The sequence below is a fragment of the Mesorhizobium sp. M0496 genome (assembly GCF_040321205.1).
Classification (GTDB): Bacteria; Pseudomonadota; Alphaproteobacteria; order Rhizobiales; family Rhizobiaceae; genus Mesorhizobium.
Window position 1 is genome coordinate 1 of record NZ_JAMYRC010000002.1, and the last position, 15,364, is coordinate 15,364.

General features: G+C 58.8%; 15 protein-coding genes and 1 pseudogene. 8 read left to right on the top strand and 8 right to left on the bottom strand.

The window, feature by feature from the left end; all coding sequences use genetic code 11:
- Positions 1-60 precede the first annotated feature (60 nt).
- Positions 61-582 (bottom strand): hypothetical protein, encoded by a 522-nt coding sequence (locus NKI73_RS03075; RefSeq protein WP_502909538.1) that lies wholly within the window; start codon positions 580-582, stop codon positions 61-63.
- A gap of 58 nt (positions 583-640) precedes the next feature.
- On the opposite strand from NKI73_RS03075, the gene NKI73_RS03080 reads away from it, so the two are divergent.
- Positions 641-844: a hypothetical protein gene (locus tag NKI73_RS03080; protein ID WP_352627335.1), complete on the top strand. Its 204-nt coding sequence runs from the start codon at positions 641-643 to the stop codon at positions 842-844.
- Between the two features lie 51 nt (positions 845-895).
- Positions 896-1,693: an exodeoxyribonuclease III gene (gene xth / locus NKI73_RS03085; RefSeq protein WP_352627337.1), complete on the top strand. Its 798-nt coding sequence runs from the start codon at positions 896-898 to the stop codon at positions 1,691-1,693.
- Positions 1,694-1,778: 85 nt separating this feature from the next.
- Here the strand turns inward: xth and ligD are convergent.
- Positions 1,779-3,551, bottom strand: a pseudogene (ligD, locus tag NKI73_RS03090) (DNA ligase D).
- Between the two features lie 432 nt (positions 3,552-3,983).
- Between ligD and NKI73_RS03095 the strand changes: the two are divergent.
- From NKI73_RS03095 to NKI73_RS03110, 4 genes are all read left to right on the top strand, one after another.
- The gene (locus tag NKI73_RS03095; RefSeq protein WP_352627339.1) at positions 3,984-4,583 is read left to right on the top strand and encodes a cupin domain-containing protein; all 600 of its coding nucleotides are present in this window, start codon (positions 3,984-3,986) and stop codon (positions 4,581-4,583) included.
- A gap of 267 nt (positions 4,584-4,850) precedes the next feature.
- On the top strand, positions 4,851-6,095 hold the full coding sequence (locus tag NKI73_RS03100) for a PRC-barrel domain-containing protein (RefSeq protein WP_352627340.1): 1,245 nt from the start codon (positions 4,851-4,853) through the stop codon (positions 6,093-6,095).
- 151 nt (positions 6,096-6,246) lie between these two features.
- Positions 6,247-6,435 (top strand): DUF3606 domain-containing protein, encoded by a 189-nt coding sequence (locus NKI73_RS03105; RefSeq protein WP_352627342.1) that lies wholly within the window; start codon positions 6,247-6,249, stop codon positions 6,433-6,435.
- A 93-nt stretch (positions 6,436-6,528) separates the two neighbouring features.
- Positions 6,529-6,738: a hypothetical protein gene (locus NKI73_RS03110; protein WP_352627344.1), complete on the top strand. Its 210-nt coding sequence runs from the start codon at positions 6,529-6,531 to the stop codon at positions 6,736-6,738.
- A gap of 258 nt (positions 6,739-6,996) precedes the next feature.
- On the opposite strand, the gene NKI73_RS03115 is transcribed toward NKI73_RS03110, so the two are convergent.
- The 3 genes from NKI73_RS03115 to NKI73_RS03125 form a co-directional block, all read right to left on the bottom strand.
- Positions 6,997-7,914 carry a hypothetical protein gene (locus tag NKI73_RS03115; RefSeq protein ID WP_352627346.1) on the bottom strand — a complete coding sequence of 306 codons (918 nt, stop codon included), beginning with the start codon at positions 7,912-7,914 and terminating at the stop codon, positions 6,997-6,999.
- Between the two features lie 451 nt (positions 7,915-8,365).
- Positions 8,366-9,400 (bottom strand): YihY/virulence factor BrkB family protein, encoded by a 1,035-nt coding sequence (locus NKI73_RS03120; RefSeq protein ID WP_502909539.1) that lies wholly within the window; start codon positions 9,398-9,400, stop codon positions 8,366-8,368.
- A gap of 192 nt (positions 9,401-9,592) precedes the next feature.
- A complete protein-coding gene (locus NKI73_RS03125; RefSeq protein WP_352627347.1) occupies positions 9,593-10,126 on the bottom strand; it encodes an inorganic diphosphatase in 534 nt (177 codons plus the stop codon).
- A 138-nt stretch (positions 10,127-10,264) separates the two neighbouring features.
- On the opposite strand from NKI73_RS03125, the gene NKI73_RS03130 reads away from it, so the two are divergent.
- Both NKI73_RS03130 and NKI73_RS03135 read left to right on the top strand, forming a co-directional pair.
- Entirely contained in the window at positions 10,265-10,507 is a 243-nt protein-coding gene (locus NKI73_RS03130; RefSeq protein ID WP_352627349.1) for a hypothetical protein, read from the top strand.
- 95 nt (positions 10,508-10,602) lie between these two features.
- Positions 10,603-11,205: a diguanylate cyclase gene (locus NKI73_RS03135; RefSeq protein WP_352627350.1), complete on the top strand. Its 603-nt coding sequence runs from the start codon at positions 10,603-10,605 to the stop codon at positions 11,203-11,205.
- Positions 11,206-11,265: 60 nt separating this feature from the next.
- On the opposite strand, the gene NKI73_RS03140 is transcribed toward NKI73_RS03135, so the two are convergent.
- The 3 genes from NKI73_RS03140 to NKI73_RS03150 form a co-directional block, all read right to left on the bottom strand.
- Complete coding sequence (locus tag NKI73_RS03140; protein ID WP_352627351.1) at positions 11,266-12,366, bottom strand: flavodoxin family protein; 1,101 nt, start codon at positions 12,364-12,366, stop codon at positions 11,266-11,268.
- Positions 12,367-12,533: 167 nt separating this feature from the next.
- Complete coding sequence (locus NKI73_RS03145; protein WP_352627352.1) at positions 12,534-14,279, bottom strand: thiamine pyrophosphate-dependent enzyme; 1,746 nt, start codon at positions 14,277-14,279, stop codon at positions 12,534-12,536.
- Positions 14,280-14,755: 476 nt separating this feature from the next.
- Positions 14,756-15,004 carry a hypothetical protein gene (locus NKI73_RS03150; protein ID WP_352627353.1) on the bottom strand — a complete coding sequence of 83 codons (249 nt, stop codon included), beginning with the start codon at positions 15,002-15,004 and terminating at the stop codon, positions 14,756-14,758.
- Between the last annotated feature and the right edge of the window lie 360 nt (positions 15,005-15,364).

The following is a 15,364-nucleotide window of genomic DNA, read 5'->3' on the forward strand; positions in this document are numbered from 1 at the left end:
AGCCGTGGCACGCTGATCAGCCCGGCCCCATGCCGGAGAGCGCGGCGACCAAGCCGTCAGCTACACCACGCAGCGGGACACGATCAATGGAACTCTCCAGGCCCGCAACGCATCGTCCCAACTCGCCCATGGGACGGCACGCAGTTCTTCAAGCACCGTCCTGGAATAGGGCGTGCGAATGCGCAGGTCGTCCGCGATTTCCAGATACCGGCTCGATATTGGGTCGAAGGTGAAGGCATCTCGTCCCTTGCTATCGTCATGGGGAGCCCGCAACGCCGCCTCTTGCTCCAGCCAGCGGTCGATCCGCCGGGCCGCGGTCTTGCCGGGCACGAACCAACTCTTACGCTCGTCGCTCCATCTGGCACGCGGAAAAGCTTGCTGAAACCGCTCGACCGCCATTCGATCGTACGAAAAGCCGGCTTCGGCACCAATTGCATCCTGTTTGTGTGGCGCAGGACGAGCGTTGGGGTCCGTCATTGTAAAATCAACCGAGTTCGCTGCATGGAACGCGGCGCCGGGCCAAAGGTTCATCAGCCTGGCAAGTCCGCAGGAATACGGCGCCTGAATGATGCCAATGCTCAAGACGTGTGTGAAACTTTCCCCACGCTCGGCAGTTAAGCAGGGTCCGAGAGGATCAACGATGTCGAAATCAGACGAGAGTGCGGCTAAAGCCGAGCGGCCGAAAAAGGCTCGTTCGCGTCCCATAAAAGGGGAGGACGCAGAGGTGAGACATGTCATCGAGAAACATGATCTGTCACCAGCGCAGGCGCGGGAGTTGGTGCGTCGCTACGGAAATGACTGGCGAAAGATTGACGAGGCCGCCAAGTCCTACAAAGACCACTGAGGATCAACAGCTAAGTCTTTCCTGCTCACCAAGAGTTTATTGAGAACTCGGATGATCCGCATCGCAACCTTCAACTTGAATGGCGTGAACGGTCGCCTGCCCGTGCTCATCAAGTGGCTGGGTGAGACCGACTATGACATCGTGTGCCTTCAGGAATTGAAGACCTCGGACGAGAAATTTCCCGTCGAAGCCATCAGGAACGCCGGCTACGGCGCCATCTGGCACGGGCAAAAGTCCTACAATGGTGTGGCAATACTCGCCCGGGGGAGGGAGCCGGTGGAACGTCGACGCGGCCTGCCAGGCGATCCCGACGACACCCACAGCCGGTATATCGAGGCCGAGGTGGATGGGCTTGTGATTGGCTGCCTCTATCTGCCCAATGGCAATCCTGCGCCTGGCCCGAAATTCGACTATAAGCTCCGTTGGTTCGACCGTCTGATCAGCTACGGCCAGCTACTGCTCAGGGAAGGTGTCACAAGCGTTCTTTGCGGCGACTACAATGTCGTGCCAACGGCGATTGATGCCGTGGTACCAAGACGTTGGCTAGGCGACGCAGTCTACTTTCCGGAGAGCCGTCAAGCCTACGCCGAAATGGTTGGTAACGGCTGGATCGATGCCATTCGCCGTATCCATCCCGAGAAAGGCATCTACACCTATTGGAACTTCTCCTACCAGGGAGGTTTTGATCGGAGTTCCGGCCTGCGGATGGACCATCTCCTCGTCAGCCCATCACTTTCGACCAGGCTACGGAATGCCGGCGTCGACGCTGACTTGCGAGGTTGGGAAAAGCCGAGTGATCATGCGCCAGCCTGGATCGAGCTCGACCTCTCCGGCCGGTCGTTGACATGACCTGTTGTTCAGCGGGGATCGCCAGGCGTCTTCGCCAAAGCGCGAATAAATTCCCTGAGGGAACCTCGTCTCATACCCTTCATGCTCATGCTGCTTTTCTGGCGGCTGCCCTGAACGGACGGTCGACGGTGAAGGCATCTGGACGGATGGCAGCCTCAACCTGGCTCCAGGTCACCGGATGCGCGATTGGGAAACCGGGTCGCGCCCGTGGGGAGAAGGCGCCGACCGCAGTATTGCCGCGCCCATTGCGAAGATAGTCAATGAAGATGCGGCCCCTTCGGGCTGCCGGCGCGGCAGACAGCAGATAACGATCAGGATGCGCTTCAGCAAGCCGCTTGGCGAAGGACCGGGCAAGGAACCGGGCGTCGTCGTGTGTGATCTTCGTCTCGAGTGGGGCCATCAGGTGAATGCCCTTGCCGCCGGTCAGCTTTGGCCAGCTCTCCAGCCCTGCCGCTTCCAGGAAATCGCGAAGCGCCAGGGCGGTCTCGATCACGTCACCCCACTCGACGCCCTCGCCGGGATCCAGGTCCAGAACAATGCGATCGGCATGTTCGATATCGTCAACAGTGGCGTTCCAGGGGTGCAGTTCTACAGCATCCATCTCCACCAGCCCCAGCAAGCCGGCAAGGTCGTCCACCCACACGCGCACACCTTCGCCACCGCCGCGCTTTTGAATGCACAACTGATGCACGGCTGCTGGGACCTCCGGCAGCCCACCCTTGTGGTAAAAGGTTGCGCCATGAGCATGGCGGACCAACTTCAGCGGTCGACACCCGAGATGGACGAGGGCGTGATCACCAACCCTCTTCCAATAGCGCGCAAGCTCTTCCTTGGAGGGCGAGACCGCATCGGGCAGAAGTTGCAGGATGTTCTCGCTGGAAAGACCATGTTCTCGGGCTGGCCCGCGTCGCTTTGATGGGGCTGGAGGCTTGGCTGGGATCGGCACGAGGTCTTCGCGCAGCCCCTTGAACACTGCCTCGCGCAGCAAGCCGCGATCGGTGATGCCGCTGAATTCAACTTCAGCCAGAAGGTCGGGTCTGACCCACGTCGCCTTGGGCTTCACGATGGGCTCTGACAGAGGCGACTTGCTGATGATCAGCGGATCAAGCCGCTCGCGAACACGTTTTGCCGCGCTGAGCGTGTAGCCGCTCCGGGCCTTCCCGGCATAGAGCAGTCGGTCGCCCTCGCGACGGCCTATGTAGAGCGATGCGATCCGGCGCGGGTGAGCGCCCAGCTTTTCGACGAAAGCGATGATGGGGAAGGTGTCGCTCTTGGTGCACTTCACTTTGAGCCAGCTGGTCTGGACGCCTGAGCGGTAGGCAGCATCGGTGCGCTTGGAGACAATCCCCTCCAGCCCCATCCGGCAAGCATGTTCAAACACGTCCGTGCCGCTCACCTCCAGATGCTCGGCGTAGGTCAGTGTCGGCGCAGCGTTCTCCAGCAGCTTCTCCAGGGCCGCCTTGCGCTTCACCAGTGGCTGCTGTCGGAGATCGCGCCCGTTGAGGTGCAGCAGGTCGAACGCGTAGAAGATGAGCCTGGGCGAATTGGGATTGCCCAGCTCCCGTTCCAGGGCTTGGTAATCCGGCAGGCCGGTGTCGCCGAGAACGACAGCCTCGCCGTCGATGATCGCCGCCTTCACCGGCAAACCCGCCGCCGCTTGAACAATTCGTCTGTATCGACGCGACCAGTCGTAGCCGCGCCGCGTGAAGGCTCGCGCTGTGCGGTTCTCAATGATCAGCTCGGTGCGCTAGCCGTCATACTTGATTTCGTGAAGCCATTGGCTGCCTTCGGGCGCGTTCGCGGCAAGCGTCGGCGATTGAAACTCAACGAAAGAGAGCCCGTCCGCAGTCTTACTCATGCACCCTCCGAACGGCGATTCAAGGCGCGGAGCAGCAATAGGTTCCGGGTATTTTGGCAAAATTGCATGTTGGCGGTTTGTGTAGCCGTTGGATTTCCCACCAATGAACTAGCCACGCACAATGCAGGCGGGCACCCGACCGCGCCTTGCCAGCTGGCAACCTCAAGGCGCTTGGCGCAAACCACGAACCTTCAGCACCGTATGCTGGCGGCCACCTCGTGGAACGAAATTCGATTGCGGGACATGTTAACCGTGAGGCGGGATGATCGTCGCTCCCGAAAAGTGAAGCATTTTTCTGACATCGCGACTTGGACCAAGGCCATCCGGCAAAAGGAACAAAGTGCGGTGCCGCTGGTTGAGATTTGTCGAGACCAGAGCGGAGGCAGTCCTCACTGCTCTGTCTGGCCCCTACAATCCAGCGCGAGGATAGCCGTGGGTATTCTTGAAAGCGTGAAGAAGGCGGCCGAGCTGGCAACGGGTATTGGCCGACCGAGAACGCAAGAACTCGCCGAACTGGTGAGGTTGAAAAAACCACTCGAATTTCGGTTCAAGGACGATGGCCTCGTGCCGAACCATCCGTTCTGGCCATTTGTCGTCTATCGTGGCGCCGTTAAGCCGCTGGAGCAATTCGACGTCGCGGCTGTGCTGGAAGAGCTATTCGAGGCGAATGGCTGGCGTGACAGCTGGCGTGACGGCATTTATCACTACCTTCATTACCATTCCCGCATACACGAGGTGCTTGGGGTTGCGCGCGGAACCGGCAGGGTTCGGTTCGGAGGCAAAAGGGGCCGGATATTATCCTTGAAGACTGGCGACGTGGCCGTTCTTCCGGCGGGCACCGGACACCAATGCCTCTACGAGAGTGATGACTTCCTGGTGGTCGGTGCCTATCCGGCATCGGGCACTTATGACGAATGCACGACAGCCCAGGAACATGAGCGGGCATTGCGAACGATTCCCAGGGTTGGCCGTCCACGGAAGGATCCGGTCTATGGAAGCAAAGGCCCGCTGCTGTCAGTATGGAAAAAATGAGGACGAAGTGCGCTACGTTGAGACGCGCACGAGCGACGCTGTAGAGGTGCCGCATCGAAGGTCGTTCCGGGCCAGCGGCCCCTGCCGCGGGTGCACATTCCGTGATCTTGCACCCGCGGAGTACTGCAGACCTCGCGCTTTTGCATGTCACCGCACAGCGACACAGGAACTAGAGCCCGGGTGACAACGTTTTGAAGGCAGCATACGCCGCGTTGATGTCGTCGGAGACGAGCGGCGTGCATTAGTGAGGCAAAAGGAGAGACTTACATGTTTCGCAATCTCTTAGCCACGACAGCGCTTGCGATGCTGACCGCCACGGGCGTTTATGCGCAGCAGGCTACGACGCCGAAACCCGCGCAGGCACCCGCTACGGAGGCGCCGTCTTCGCAGGTAACGCGCGCTGACGGCAGTTTGGTGACCAACATCATCGGTGAAACAGTCTATAATGGAACCGGCGATGATGCCGAAAACATCGGCAAGGTTAGCGATGTTGTCTTTGACACCAATGGTCGGGCGAAATCCGTCGTTATTGGCGTCGGCGGCTTCCTTGGGCTTGGCACCAAGGAAGTTGCTTTCGATTATGGCAAGCTTCAATGGGCCGAGAAGAACGGCGATCGTTGGCTCGTCGCCCAGACCACCAAGGATGAGCTGAAGGGCCAGCCAGACTTCGACCGTGTGGCTTTGGAGCCTGCTGCGGCGAATAAAACTCCGCCTTCGACGTCGACCGATACGACGCAGAGCGTGCCGGTGGCTATGCCAGTTCTTGCAACCGCCATCACAGGGAAAACCGTCTACAATGGCACCAGCAACGACGCCCAGAACATCGGCGATGTGAACGATATTGTTCTAGCCAAGGACGGCAAGGCGAAGTCGCTCATTCTCGGAGTCGGTGGCTTCCTCGGGATTGGCGAAAAGGACGTCGCCTACGATTTCGAGAAGGCGCAGTGGGCTGAAAAGAACGGCTCGCACTTTGTGGTCGCACAGACCACGAAGGAAGAGCTGGAGGCACAGCCAGGTTTCGACCGCAAAGCCTATGATCCACCGCCGGCGACCACCGCATCCAATGAAGTTGCGCCGGCCCCCACCGCTACTGTGCCGGCAGCGCCGCCCAGCGACTCCGCCCAGAAAGCGCCGGCGCCCGCCGACCAGACCACAACCGGGTCTATCGACAAATCGACGTTGACCGAATCGCCGATAGGAGAGATTCGGGTCGAAGATTTCGTTGGAACGACCGTCTACGGCGCCAACGACGTCAATGTGGGCGAGATCGGCGATGTCGTGCTGAATGGGGACAAGGCGGTCGATGCGGTCATCATCGACGTCGGTGGTTTTCTCGGTGTCGGCGAGAAAGAGGTAGCGGTCGGCATGGACAATCTCAAGTTCATGACCGACAAGAACGGCAGGCGTTACCTGTACACGACGTTCACCAAGGAGCAGCTCGAGGCTCAAGCGGCCTATGATAAAGGCACCTATGTGCAAAAACGCGACGAACAGCGCATGATCTTGCGCTAACCCGTCAAAGCTCGCATCCGCAACGATGCGGGCTTTGTCGTATCAGAAGTTACCAGCGGCCGACCAAGTCCGCGAAGCAACTAAGGGTCTGGCGGCGCGTTGAGTTCGGGAACTTTATCGAGGGGACAGAACCTTCAAGGGAGACGCCGAGATGGCCGACGATAAGAGCAAGCGGGATTTTCGCGACAGAGACAGGCTGGCGGGCGACGAGGAGTATGAGGTTGGTTATGTCGCCAGCAAATTCGGCCTCACCATCCCGCAGGTCCGCGAACTTGTTGCCAAGCATGGGAACGACCGTGAAACACTTGAGCGCGAGGCAAAGGCGCTTGGCACGCGATAGCGCGAGACCAACAGGCCAAGGGCAGGTTGCCCCAGTTATGAAATCAGATCGCGCGCGCCCGGTTGGCCCTGTGCATTTTGGGAGGTTCTTCTGATGTCCGTCCAGTGTCGCGTTTCGGTCGACGATAGCCAATTCATCGACAATATTACATTTCAGGTGGTGCCACGTATCGGCGAGAGCATTTCGATGTCGCTCCACGGAGCCTCTGCCAATCTGCGCGTTTCGCGGGTGTTGCACTTACCTGAAGGTGAGTCCCCCGACGGTTCGCTCATTGTCTTGGAACTCACCAGCAAGATTCTCTGATTGTGCAGTGACCGAGACTCGCGTTCACGATTCAGATTCCTCTGCACCAGTGATCAACTTGCCACTCTGCTTTCTTGCTTGGCGGTCCCATATCGCTCCGGGATACGCCCCAGCAGCTGGTCGCGATTGCCCGTCAATTCGACAAAGATCATCGTCAGTGAGGACGCCTCATTGCTCCTTGGGATCATCTCATTGGCTCGACCGGCGGTGAATTGACCCGTGAGGCCAAGCCTGCCGCCGGCCGATGCGATCCAAACTTCAACGGGTCAGAACGAGAGCCTCCTCGTCGTCGCGCTGCTTGCCACCGAACGCTGCTGCAACGCTCGCTATGAAGGCGCCGATAACCATCGACAATGCGCCTATAAGCGCGAAGGATGCAGTGGCTTTCCTTGCTGTATCGGCCGCCTGCTTGGCCTTGACCTTGGCGTCGTCGACTTTGGCGATCACCGCATCCACTCGGGTCTTCGCATCGGCGTCCGACAGGCCTGTGCGGGCGGCGACGAGTTGCGCCAGATAGCCCTTGTCCTCAGGCGATACTTCGCCATTTGCCGCCCCCGCTAACAGGATGCGCGTTGCTTGTTCCGTAGCGGTGGGGCTGTTCTGTTCATGGGCCGGCGCTGCGGCGGGGTTCGCCGACCGGAATAGAGAATCTACAAAATAGCCGGTCCAGGTGCCAGAAGATGGGGCATCTGTCGCGGCCGCACTGGCAGCTGCCGTCGTTGCCCCCATCGCGGCGCCTGACGCCACTGAGGATGCAGCCTGCACACCCGTGCCCAGCGCCGCTGCAAGAGCCGAGCCGAGCACGCCGGCAACAAGCAACGTTGCCAGCGCCCACGCAAGGAAACCGTGTGCGGTGTCACGAAAATAGACTTCGTCGGTGTGGACATTTACCCACTTGGTGCGCAGCCGACCGGTGAGATAGCCGCCTACGCCAGCTGATAGCCATTGAACGATGACAAGCCAGGCAGCCGCCGAAACCGCGAAGGTTGTGGTCGAAGCGCTCGATCCAGTCCAAGGCGAAACCATGGTCAGTCCTAGACCGGAGCCGACCAGCATCAGAATAACCGTCAGCGTCGAGGCCGCGAAGGCGCCCGCGACGATCGGCCCCCAGCTGACAGCCGATGAGGATGATTCAGAGACCGGCGTGATGTCTGTCGATGAAAGCACGGTTGCCATCTTCGCCCCCTACCGCGCAAAAAGCATAATCAGAATGATGATTGGGATCGGAACCCCGAGCAACCATAGCAAAATACCTCGGCCCATATCGACCTCCTTTAAGGTGCTGAGACGAAGTAACAATTCTCCATGAAGGCTTTCGTTCCAGAGCTACCGCTGTTATGATACGGCAGCTCTTCTGAGGGGCCACGACGCGAGACTGTCCAGGCACGGAACTTACTCGACTGGCGGCAAGCCGCGCGTTGTCGTAACTTGTCCCTCCGATGACGTGCGCAAGTTTACTCCGCGCCTGCCTCCTGCCTCGCATCGCGCCGCATTTGACAGCCGGATCCCTCGCGATCATTCTGGCTGTTGTCGCCCTGCGCCGGCAGAACCCCTTCAGCCGTAAAAGCTCCGGCGCCTGCAGAACCTGCCCCGACGTCGGCTCTCGCGCCTGCACCGGCTCCATATCTTACTGGCGGCGGCGACCCAGCATAAGAATGGTCATCAATGCACTCACGCACGCCATGGCTATCAGAGCGACAACGCCAGAAGCGTTGACCTCTTGGTCTGCCTGCAATGGCACGACGTTTTTTGCGGGCAAAGCGTTATGAGCCACCGGATCCAGATCGGACCTACTGCCGTGACGAACAGAATAGGCGCGAGTGAACTCCGCACCGAGCAGAAAAATTTGCGACGAGTAGTAAACCCAGAGTAGTATGACGAGGAGTCCACCAGCGGCTCCGTACGAAGACGCGATCGCGCTCGTGCCGATATACCAGCCAATCAGCGACTTTCCGAGCGTGAACAAGGCGGCGGTCACTACAGCACCAATCCCGACATCGCGCCATTCCAGGGTTCGATCGGGCAAAACTTTGTAGATAGCAGCGAACATCACTGAGATCAGGACGAACGAAACGACGGCGTTGATCACCCCGAGGACGATTGTGCCGAACGGCAGCTGAGCGTTTATGATGTTACCCAGCGCCGAGATCGCTGCGCTCGCTACAAGAGATACGAGCAACATAAAACCAAGTGCGGCGACCAAACCTAGACTTGCCGCACGTGCCCGTACCAGACGCGACAACGACATGCCCTGCGGCTCGACCCTCCATATTATGTTCAAAGACTGCTGCATTTCGCCAAATACACCGGAAGCGGTCACGAACAACGTGACCATGCCAATGACCGCCGCCCAAGCCCCGGATGGCTTGCCAGATGCGCTCTCGAGCGCGGTCTGAAGGAGACCTGCGCTTTCTGGACCCATCAGCCCCGAGATCTGCGCAGACAAAGCTAGTTGTGCAGCCTCATGGCCGAAAGCGAGACCTGCGATAGCGATCACAATCAGCAGGATTGGAGCCAGCGACGTGGTGGCGTAAAAAGCCATTGCAGCGCCATGACTAAGGGCATTGTCGTTGACAAAGCCAACTATGCATTCTCGGGCCAAATTCCAGGCATCTGCTATCGTGGATGGCATTTGAAGGCTGTGAGTTGCGATGGCGTCCACTTAGCAATGCTCGAAAACTTCCGATGTTCCGATGGGCGAGCATCAGGTCCGTTTTTGACGGTGGCCCACTCAACGAGGCCGGGCTTGTCACGTTCATAGGGCGCCGCTGCGGCGGACCAGCTCGGCGACAAAAGCATGAGCGGTCCGTCCAAAATCAGGCCCCGTCAATTTCGTGAATGATAGCTGTCCTTCTCAATCTCGAGCGGCAAAGGCCTTCATACCTTTCTTGATCGCCCTGCGAGCTTCGTCGGCATTCTGCCATCCCTCGAACTTGACAGTCTTGCCCGTCCCAAGCGCCGACGACAGGAAGAACCATTCGATTTCGCGCCGCAGTTTGTCGGGAACATGATCCGCCGCGACCGCTTCGTCAGTAGCATCCGCCCTGTGGGGACAGAAGATATAGCGATCGTTGCGCAACACCTCGCCGCCCACGTCCTTCTGCTTGACGCGCAATGCGCCAAGCAAATTGCATTTGATGACCACGCCAGGGGCAGTAGCGGCCTGATGAATGACAAGCCCATCGAGAGGATCTCCATCTTCACCTAACGTTGAGGGGATGAAGCCCCAGTCGTAGGGGTAGATCATTCCAACCGGCAGAGGACGGACGTAGCCGAAAACCTGCCCTTCCGGCTCGAAAGCCAATTTCGCCGTCGCGCCACGCGGACTTTCGATTACCACTCTGATGAGGCCCTTCGTGGTTGTTGGTAGCTTTAGATAATTAGGCATCAAGAGCCTCTCTCTTTCGGTTCGATTGCAACGCTCGAGGGGAAGCAACCAACGCCTTGTGTCGCCGACTTGGCACGCGATGGAACTTCAGAACGCGAAGAATGTTCCGAGGACTTGAGGCTGTTGAGGAGGTTAGGCATGACAAAGGCTGCCCTGCACGTACTGAAAGGCGTGGGCTATTTGATCTCAACGGTGAGCGTGATTCTGCTAGCCATCGTAAGTTGGTCGAGCGCTTCAAACAGTCCTGTGCTTACTGCCTGTTTGCTCGGCGGCGGCGCGTCATCCATTGTTGGGATGTTCTGCCGTTGGCTGACATACGAAATTGAGAAGCGCCGAGAGGACACGCAACAAGACGGAACAGGTTATCCTCGCTGGCGTTAGTTCGCCGGCGCAAGAGAAGCCCGCCTGTCATGGTCGTCACTCCCCTTTGAGTTGGCTCACAACGGGGTGAACTCGGCTGTTCCGGAGATTCAAGGATGCTGTCTGATCCGACCGTGCTGATTCTGATGTATTTCGTGCTGCCGCTATGGCTCATCGCAGGGTTTGCCGATTGGCTGTGCCACCGCGCCTCGCACATCGAATCGACCACCGGTGCCAAGGAATCGCTCATTCATCTGCTGATGTTTGTCGAAGTCGGTATACCGTTGCTGGCGGCGATGTTTCTGGAAGTCAATGCGTTGATTATCGCAACGATGCTGGCGGCTTTCGTTGCGCATGAGGCAACGGCCATGTGGGACGTCAGTTATGCGACCACGGCCCGAACCGTTTCGCCCGTCGAGCAGCACGTGCACAGCTTTCTGGAGATGATTCCGCTGATTGGAATTGTCAGCGTGGTCTCGCTTCACTGGGGGCAATTTCGGGCGTTGTTCGGTTTCGGAGAAGAACCTGCTCGGTTCGAGTTTGCCTGGAAACCCGAGCCACTGCCCGTGAGTTATATTGCGACGATTATGATCCTCGTTCTTTTGTTCGAGTTGCTCCCTTACCTGGAGGAATTTGTTCGCGGCCTTCACGCCAACGGGTGGAGACTGATTCCCTACAAGGCGCGCCGCGCCAAATCGGGATCTTCAACAAGGCGCTAATTCATTTCAAGCAATTCATTTGCTTTGAGCCACCCCTGCAAAAGCTACCGGATTGGCCAACTATTTTTCTCTCGGCTCCGCGAAATCGCTGCCAGCTATGAAAAGACTGCCTTGGCGCTGGGCGTTAACGGCCTGAGCCAGCGTTCTTGCAGCATTTCGGACCTCGTCTTGAATGTCTTTGTCCGCGTCCAGCTCAAGATGGCTCGTAGCGTAGGGCTTCCAATAGCCAATATAGCGGTCCACCTCTGCCAGTGGACCCGCCGGCGCCAGTTTCATGAATCGCAACCAATCCGATATCGAATGTCGGACATTCTCCACACCATCGACGTCACCATGAACGACCACAGAGAAGAATCGGCCTTGCAGGTGGCGCGGATAGTTCCACCCGGCCATTTCGATCGCCTTCGCTTCATCTGCGTGTTTGCCGTGGGTGGCTGTCGGGTCCGGGTTTCCCCCGTCCGCGCAGACCAGGCGATCCATCATCAGCTTCAGGGGGGAGGTTACTTGATACCAATTGACCGGAGTGACGATCATGATCCCATGCGCCGCAACCCACATCGGATAGATTTCAGCCATCCAGTCCTGCGTTTGACCGAGTGAGTGGTTTGGATAGCAAGAACACGGCCAATGGCACAGCGGAGCCGCAGTCGAGAAACATGCCTTACAGGGATGGATCTTGCGCCCGTATTCCGAAGCGAGGCGGGATAGGTCCAATATCTCAATTTCGAAATCGCCTTCGCTCAGGATCGCGTCCCGGGACAGTTCGACCAGCCGGTAGCTCTTCGACATTTCCCCAGGACAGGTATGCTCGCTGCGCGAGGACGCATTGATCAGCAATATCAGAGGCTTTTTGGAAGGGGCGTCATGACTTGCCTGCGCGGCTTGAATGGCATCGCGCGCCGCTAACCAGTCTACCGAAAGCTCGTAGTCAGGATCGGTAAATCCCTCTCCGGCTTTCCTGGTGATTGGGCTCTTACGGGACTCGGCATAAGCCTGCCACGCGACTTCGGCAATCTTAGACAATTCGGGGTCGAGGCCGCGAAATGCCGGATCTTCAAACTGGCCCAGATATCGTGTTTTGAATTCTTCTTCTTCTAGCTTGGGACTTGGCATGCCTTTGCGCGGCAAAGGTGCGTTAGGTTGTTGACCGGACGTTTTCATCGAGAACCAGAACCTTTTGAACGCCGTTAGCAGACACGGAGGAAAACGCGCTGGAAGGGTTATGGTTCGCGCCCACCGGTCGCCGAGCGTCCAAAAGACGTCAGGCTGTTAGCGGCGGCCGTCTATGCGCCCACGTCGGAAATGAGCGGTGACGTGCGTCCATTCGGTCAGCCCATCATCGTCTTCAGAGGCTCCTGGGCGAGGTTTGTTTCTATCTCCTGTCGACCCGGTGTTTCTTTCAGCGCGGTGCGCATGTTCTTGCGGTACTCCTCTGGCATGCGCGGCGGCAGCATGGGCTCATAGGCGTCAACGACCGCCTCAATGATCACCGGACCTTCGGCTGCGAAAGCTGCGTCCAGAACTCCCTCAACATCCTCGGGCCGGGTAACGCTGTAGCCGATCCCACCCATCGCCTGTGCGGCCATGGCGAAATCGATTGGCTGCAGTTCGCAGGCAAATTGCGGGTTGCCGAGAAACATCATCTGTTCCCACGCGATCTGGTTGAGCATATTATTCTTGATCACCAGAAGCTTGAGCGGAATCTTGTAGCGCACCGCCGTCGAAAATTCACCAAGCTGCATGGCGAGGCCGCCATCGCCAACCACGGCGAAAACCGGTCGGTCCGGAAAGGCAATGCCGGCCGCGATCGCATATGGCAATCCGCAGGCCATGGATGCCAGCGAGCCGGAGACGGCGAAGTCCTGACCCGCCTTGATATCGATGTGGCGGGCGGCAAGTTCGGTATTCTGGCCCGAGTCGGTGGCAAGGATGGCGTTTGCTGGCATGCGGTCGCCGAAGGCCTTCACCACGCGTTGCGGCTTGAGCGGTACGTCGTCCTTGCTTTCTGCTTCGGCCATCATGCCGCGCCAGCGCCGTACACTTTGCTGCGCCTGTTCGAGAAATGACCTGTCCGTTTTCTGCGTCAACCTTTCATTGAGCAATTGCAGCGAGACGGCTGCATCCCCGACGAGGCCAGCCTCGACGGGCTGGCGCAGACCTATGCGCTGCGCATTTCGGTCGACCTGAACCCCGCGCGCCTTGCCTGGCTTGGGGTAATATTCGATGTAGGGGAAGGTCGAACCGACGATCAGCAGCGCCTCGCACTGCTCCATTATTTCCTGGGAGGCCAGCGTTCCCAATATTCCTATGCCGCCGACGACGTTCGGATGGTCGTCCGGCAGCACGGCTTTGCCAAGCAGGGCCTTGGCAACCGGTGCAGCGAGCAGCTTCGCGGTTTTCTCGAGTTCCGCCTTGGCATTGAGCGCGCCACGCCCGGCAAGGATCGCTACCTTCGAGGCTGCATTGAGAATGTTCGCCGCGAGATCGAGTTGGGCTTCGTCCGGTTGCTTGCTGCCTTCGAACCATCGGTTAGGCGTGTGCCTTGGAAGGTTGCGCGGTGAGCGCTTCGCCGATGTCTGTTCCTGCACGTCGCTCGCTATCGAGAGATGAGAAACGCCGCGCCCAGCAAGCGCGGAGCGGCAGGCCAGGCCGGCAACGTTTTCCATGTGCGCCGCATCGGCGACATGAGCGTTGAAGACGCTGACGTCGTTGAAGACGCGGGTCAGATCGACATCCTGCTGCGTGAAGGTCTCGATCAGGTCATGGAACTGCATTCCGGTTACGGCGAGGACCGGCACCTGATCGAGCTTGGCGTCGTAGAGGCCGGTCAGCAGATGGGTGCCGCCCGGTCCGGACGTGGCGAGACAGACACCGAGCTTGCCGGTCCATTTTGCATAGGCCGTCGCCATGAACGCCGCCGACTCCTCGTGCCGCACCTGAACAAAACGGATTTTGTCCTGTCTGGTGCGCAGCGCCTCCATGATCCCGTTGATGCCGTCTCCTGGAAGACCGAAGATCACGCGCACATCCCATGCGATCAGCGTGTCGACAAGTATATCGGCAGTGTTGGGCATCGTAACCTCCTCTCGTGTTGATGTGCTTAGCTTGGCCGGCTCTTGCAGCGAACGGCGCTTCGCTTCCAGCCGTTCGAACGCACAGGCGTGGACACCTCGCTACCAATGGCCCGAACGGTGGACGGGCCGGGTTGTTCCATAACGGCAAGCAATCGCGACGGGGTCTCGCTCACTGGATCCGGATTTGCTTCTCGGCGTCCGAGCTTAAGAGCAGCTCCGAGCCGATAGTCCCACTCCCACCTATCGATCGCGACGTGGAGCCAGAAATTGGGATCGTTCAATCCCTTTTGGGGAACCTGTGGCATGTCAAGCAGATATGAGGATGCAAGCTGGCTCCCTGGAGGGGCCTGCTTGACAGCCGCAACCATTCGCCAAGTTCCGGGCTCGCTGGCGGGCTTCCATGTGGCGCGATAAACGGACCCTGCAGACATAAGGGATTTAACATGACACGCGCACTATCGATATGCTTGCCACACTCAACGCGGGGGATGGCGGTAATCATAACGCTTGGCGGCGGTGCGGCCGGCTGGAAGAAGCTTCACGAACAAGGGGCGAGCGCCGGATTCGTCGGGATTGTAGTCGGTCTGCTTATGGGGTTTCTGATGGCGGCTGCCGTCTCCGGAACCTTGGCAACCTTGATCCTGATCGAGAACCACCTTCGGAATCTTGTGGCTGAAGCCGCCGAACTGCGGCGCACTTGCAAGGTTTGAAGGCGGAAAATGCAAGCCGGCTCCCCTGGGAGGGCTTGAACGAAATCGCCGTAAGCAAACCCCCCCATGGCGCAGTGGCGGTCACTTGGTCGGCCTAGCCTTCTCATCTTTTGGCGTGGCGCCTTTACCGCCTTCTTGGTCGGTATCGGAGAGGCACCTCTCTTGGGCGGGCTTCAATCACCTTCTTCAACACGTGGTCAAAAGCTTGCTCTGACTGGTCGGTTTCGCGTTCGCGGGATGATTCCTGGAAGTTGTCAATTTTGAGGCCTTTCTCTTGCGCTCATCGCAGTGTCCTACGACGTCGATTGAAATTAGATCCTGAGCTACGCTTTAATATTCGGAGCGGGCGGCTTCAACGTCGTCTGCAGCTGCAGT

Excerpts from the sequence above, each read along its gene's own strand:
- NKI73_RS03105 (WP_352627342.1), top strand. The coding sequence starts at position 6,247 with ATGGCCGACGATAAGAGCAAGCGGGATTTTCGCGACAGAGACAGGCTG.
- NKI73_RS03100 (WP_352627340.1), top strand. The coding sequence starts at position 4,851 with ATGTTTCGCAATCTCTTAGCCACGACAGCGCTTGCGATGCTGACCGCC.
- NKI73_RS03140 (WP_352627351.1), bottom strand. The coding sequence starts at position 12,366 with ATGAAAACGTCCGGTCAACAACCTAACGCACCTTTGCCGCGCAAAGGC.
- NKI73_RS03110 (WP_352627344.1), top strand. The coding sequence starts at position 6,529 with ATGTCCGTCCAGTGTCGCGTTTCGGTCGACGATAGCCAATTCATCGAC.
- NKI73_RS03145 (WP_352627352.1), bottom strand. The coding sequence starts at position 14,279 with ATGCCCAACACTGCCGATATACTTGTCGACACGCTGATCGCATGGGAT.
- NKI73_RS03125 (WP_352627347.1), bottom strand. The coding sequence starts at position 10,126 with ATGCCTAATTATCTAAAGCTACCAACAACCACGAAGGGCCTCATCAGA.
- NKI73_RS03135 (WP_352627350.1), top strand. The coding sequence starts at position 10,603 with ATGCTGTCTGATCCGACCGTGCTGATTCTGATGTATTTCGTGCTGCCG.
- NKI73_RS03115 (WP_352627346.1), bottom strand. The coding sequence starts at position 7,914 with ATGGCAACCGTGCTTTCATCGACAGACATCACGCCGGTCTCTGAATCA.
- NKI73_RS03080 (WP_352627335.1), top strand. The coding sequence starts at position 641 with ATGTCGAAATCAGACGAGAGTGCGGCTAAAGCCGAGCGGCCGAAAAAG.
- xth (WP_352627337.1), top strand. The coding sequence starts at position 896 with ATGATCCGCATCGCAACCTTCAACTTGAATGGCGTGAACGGTCGCCTG.
- NKI73_RS03130 (WP_352627349.1), top strand. The coding sequence starts at position 10,265 with ATGACAAAGGCTGCCCTGCACGTACTGAAAGGCGTGGGCTATTTGATC.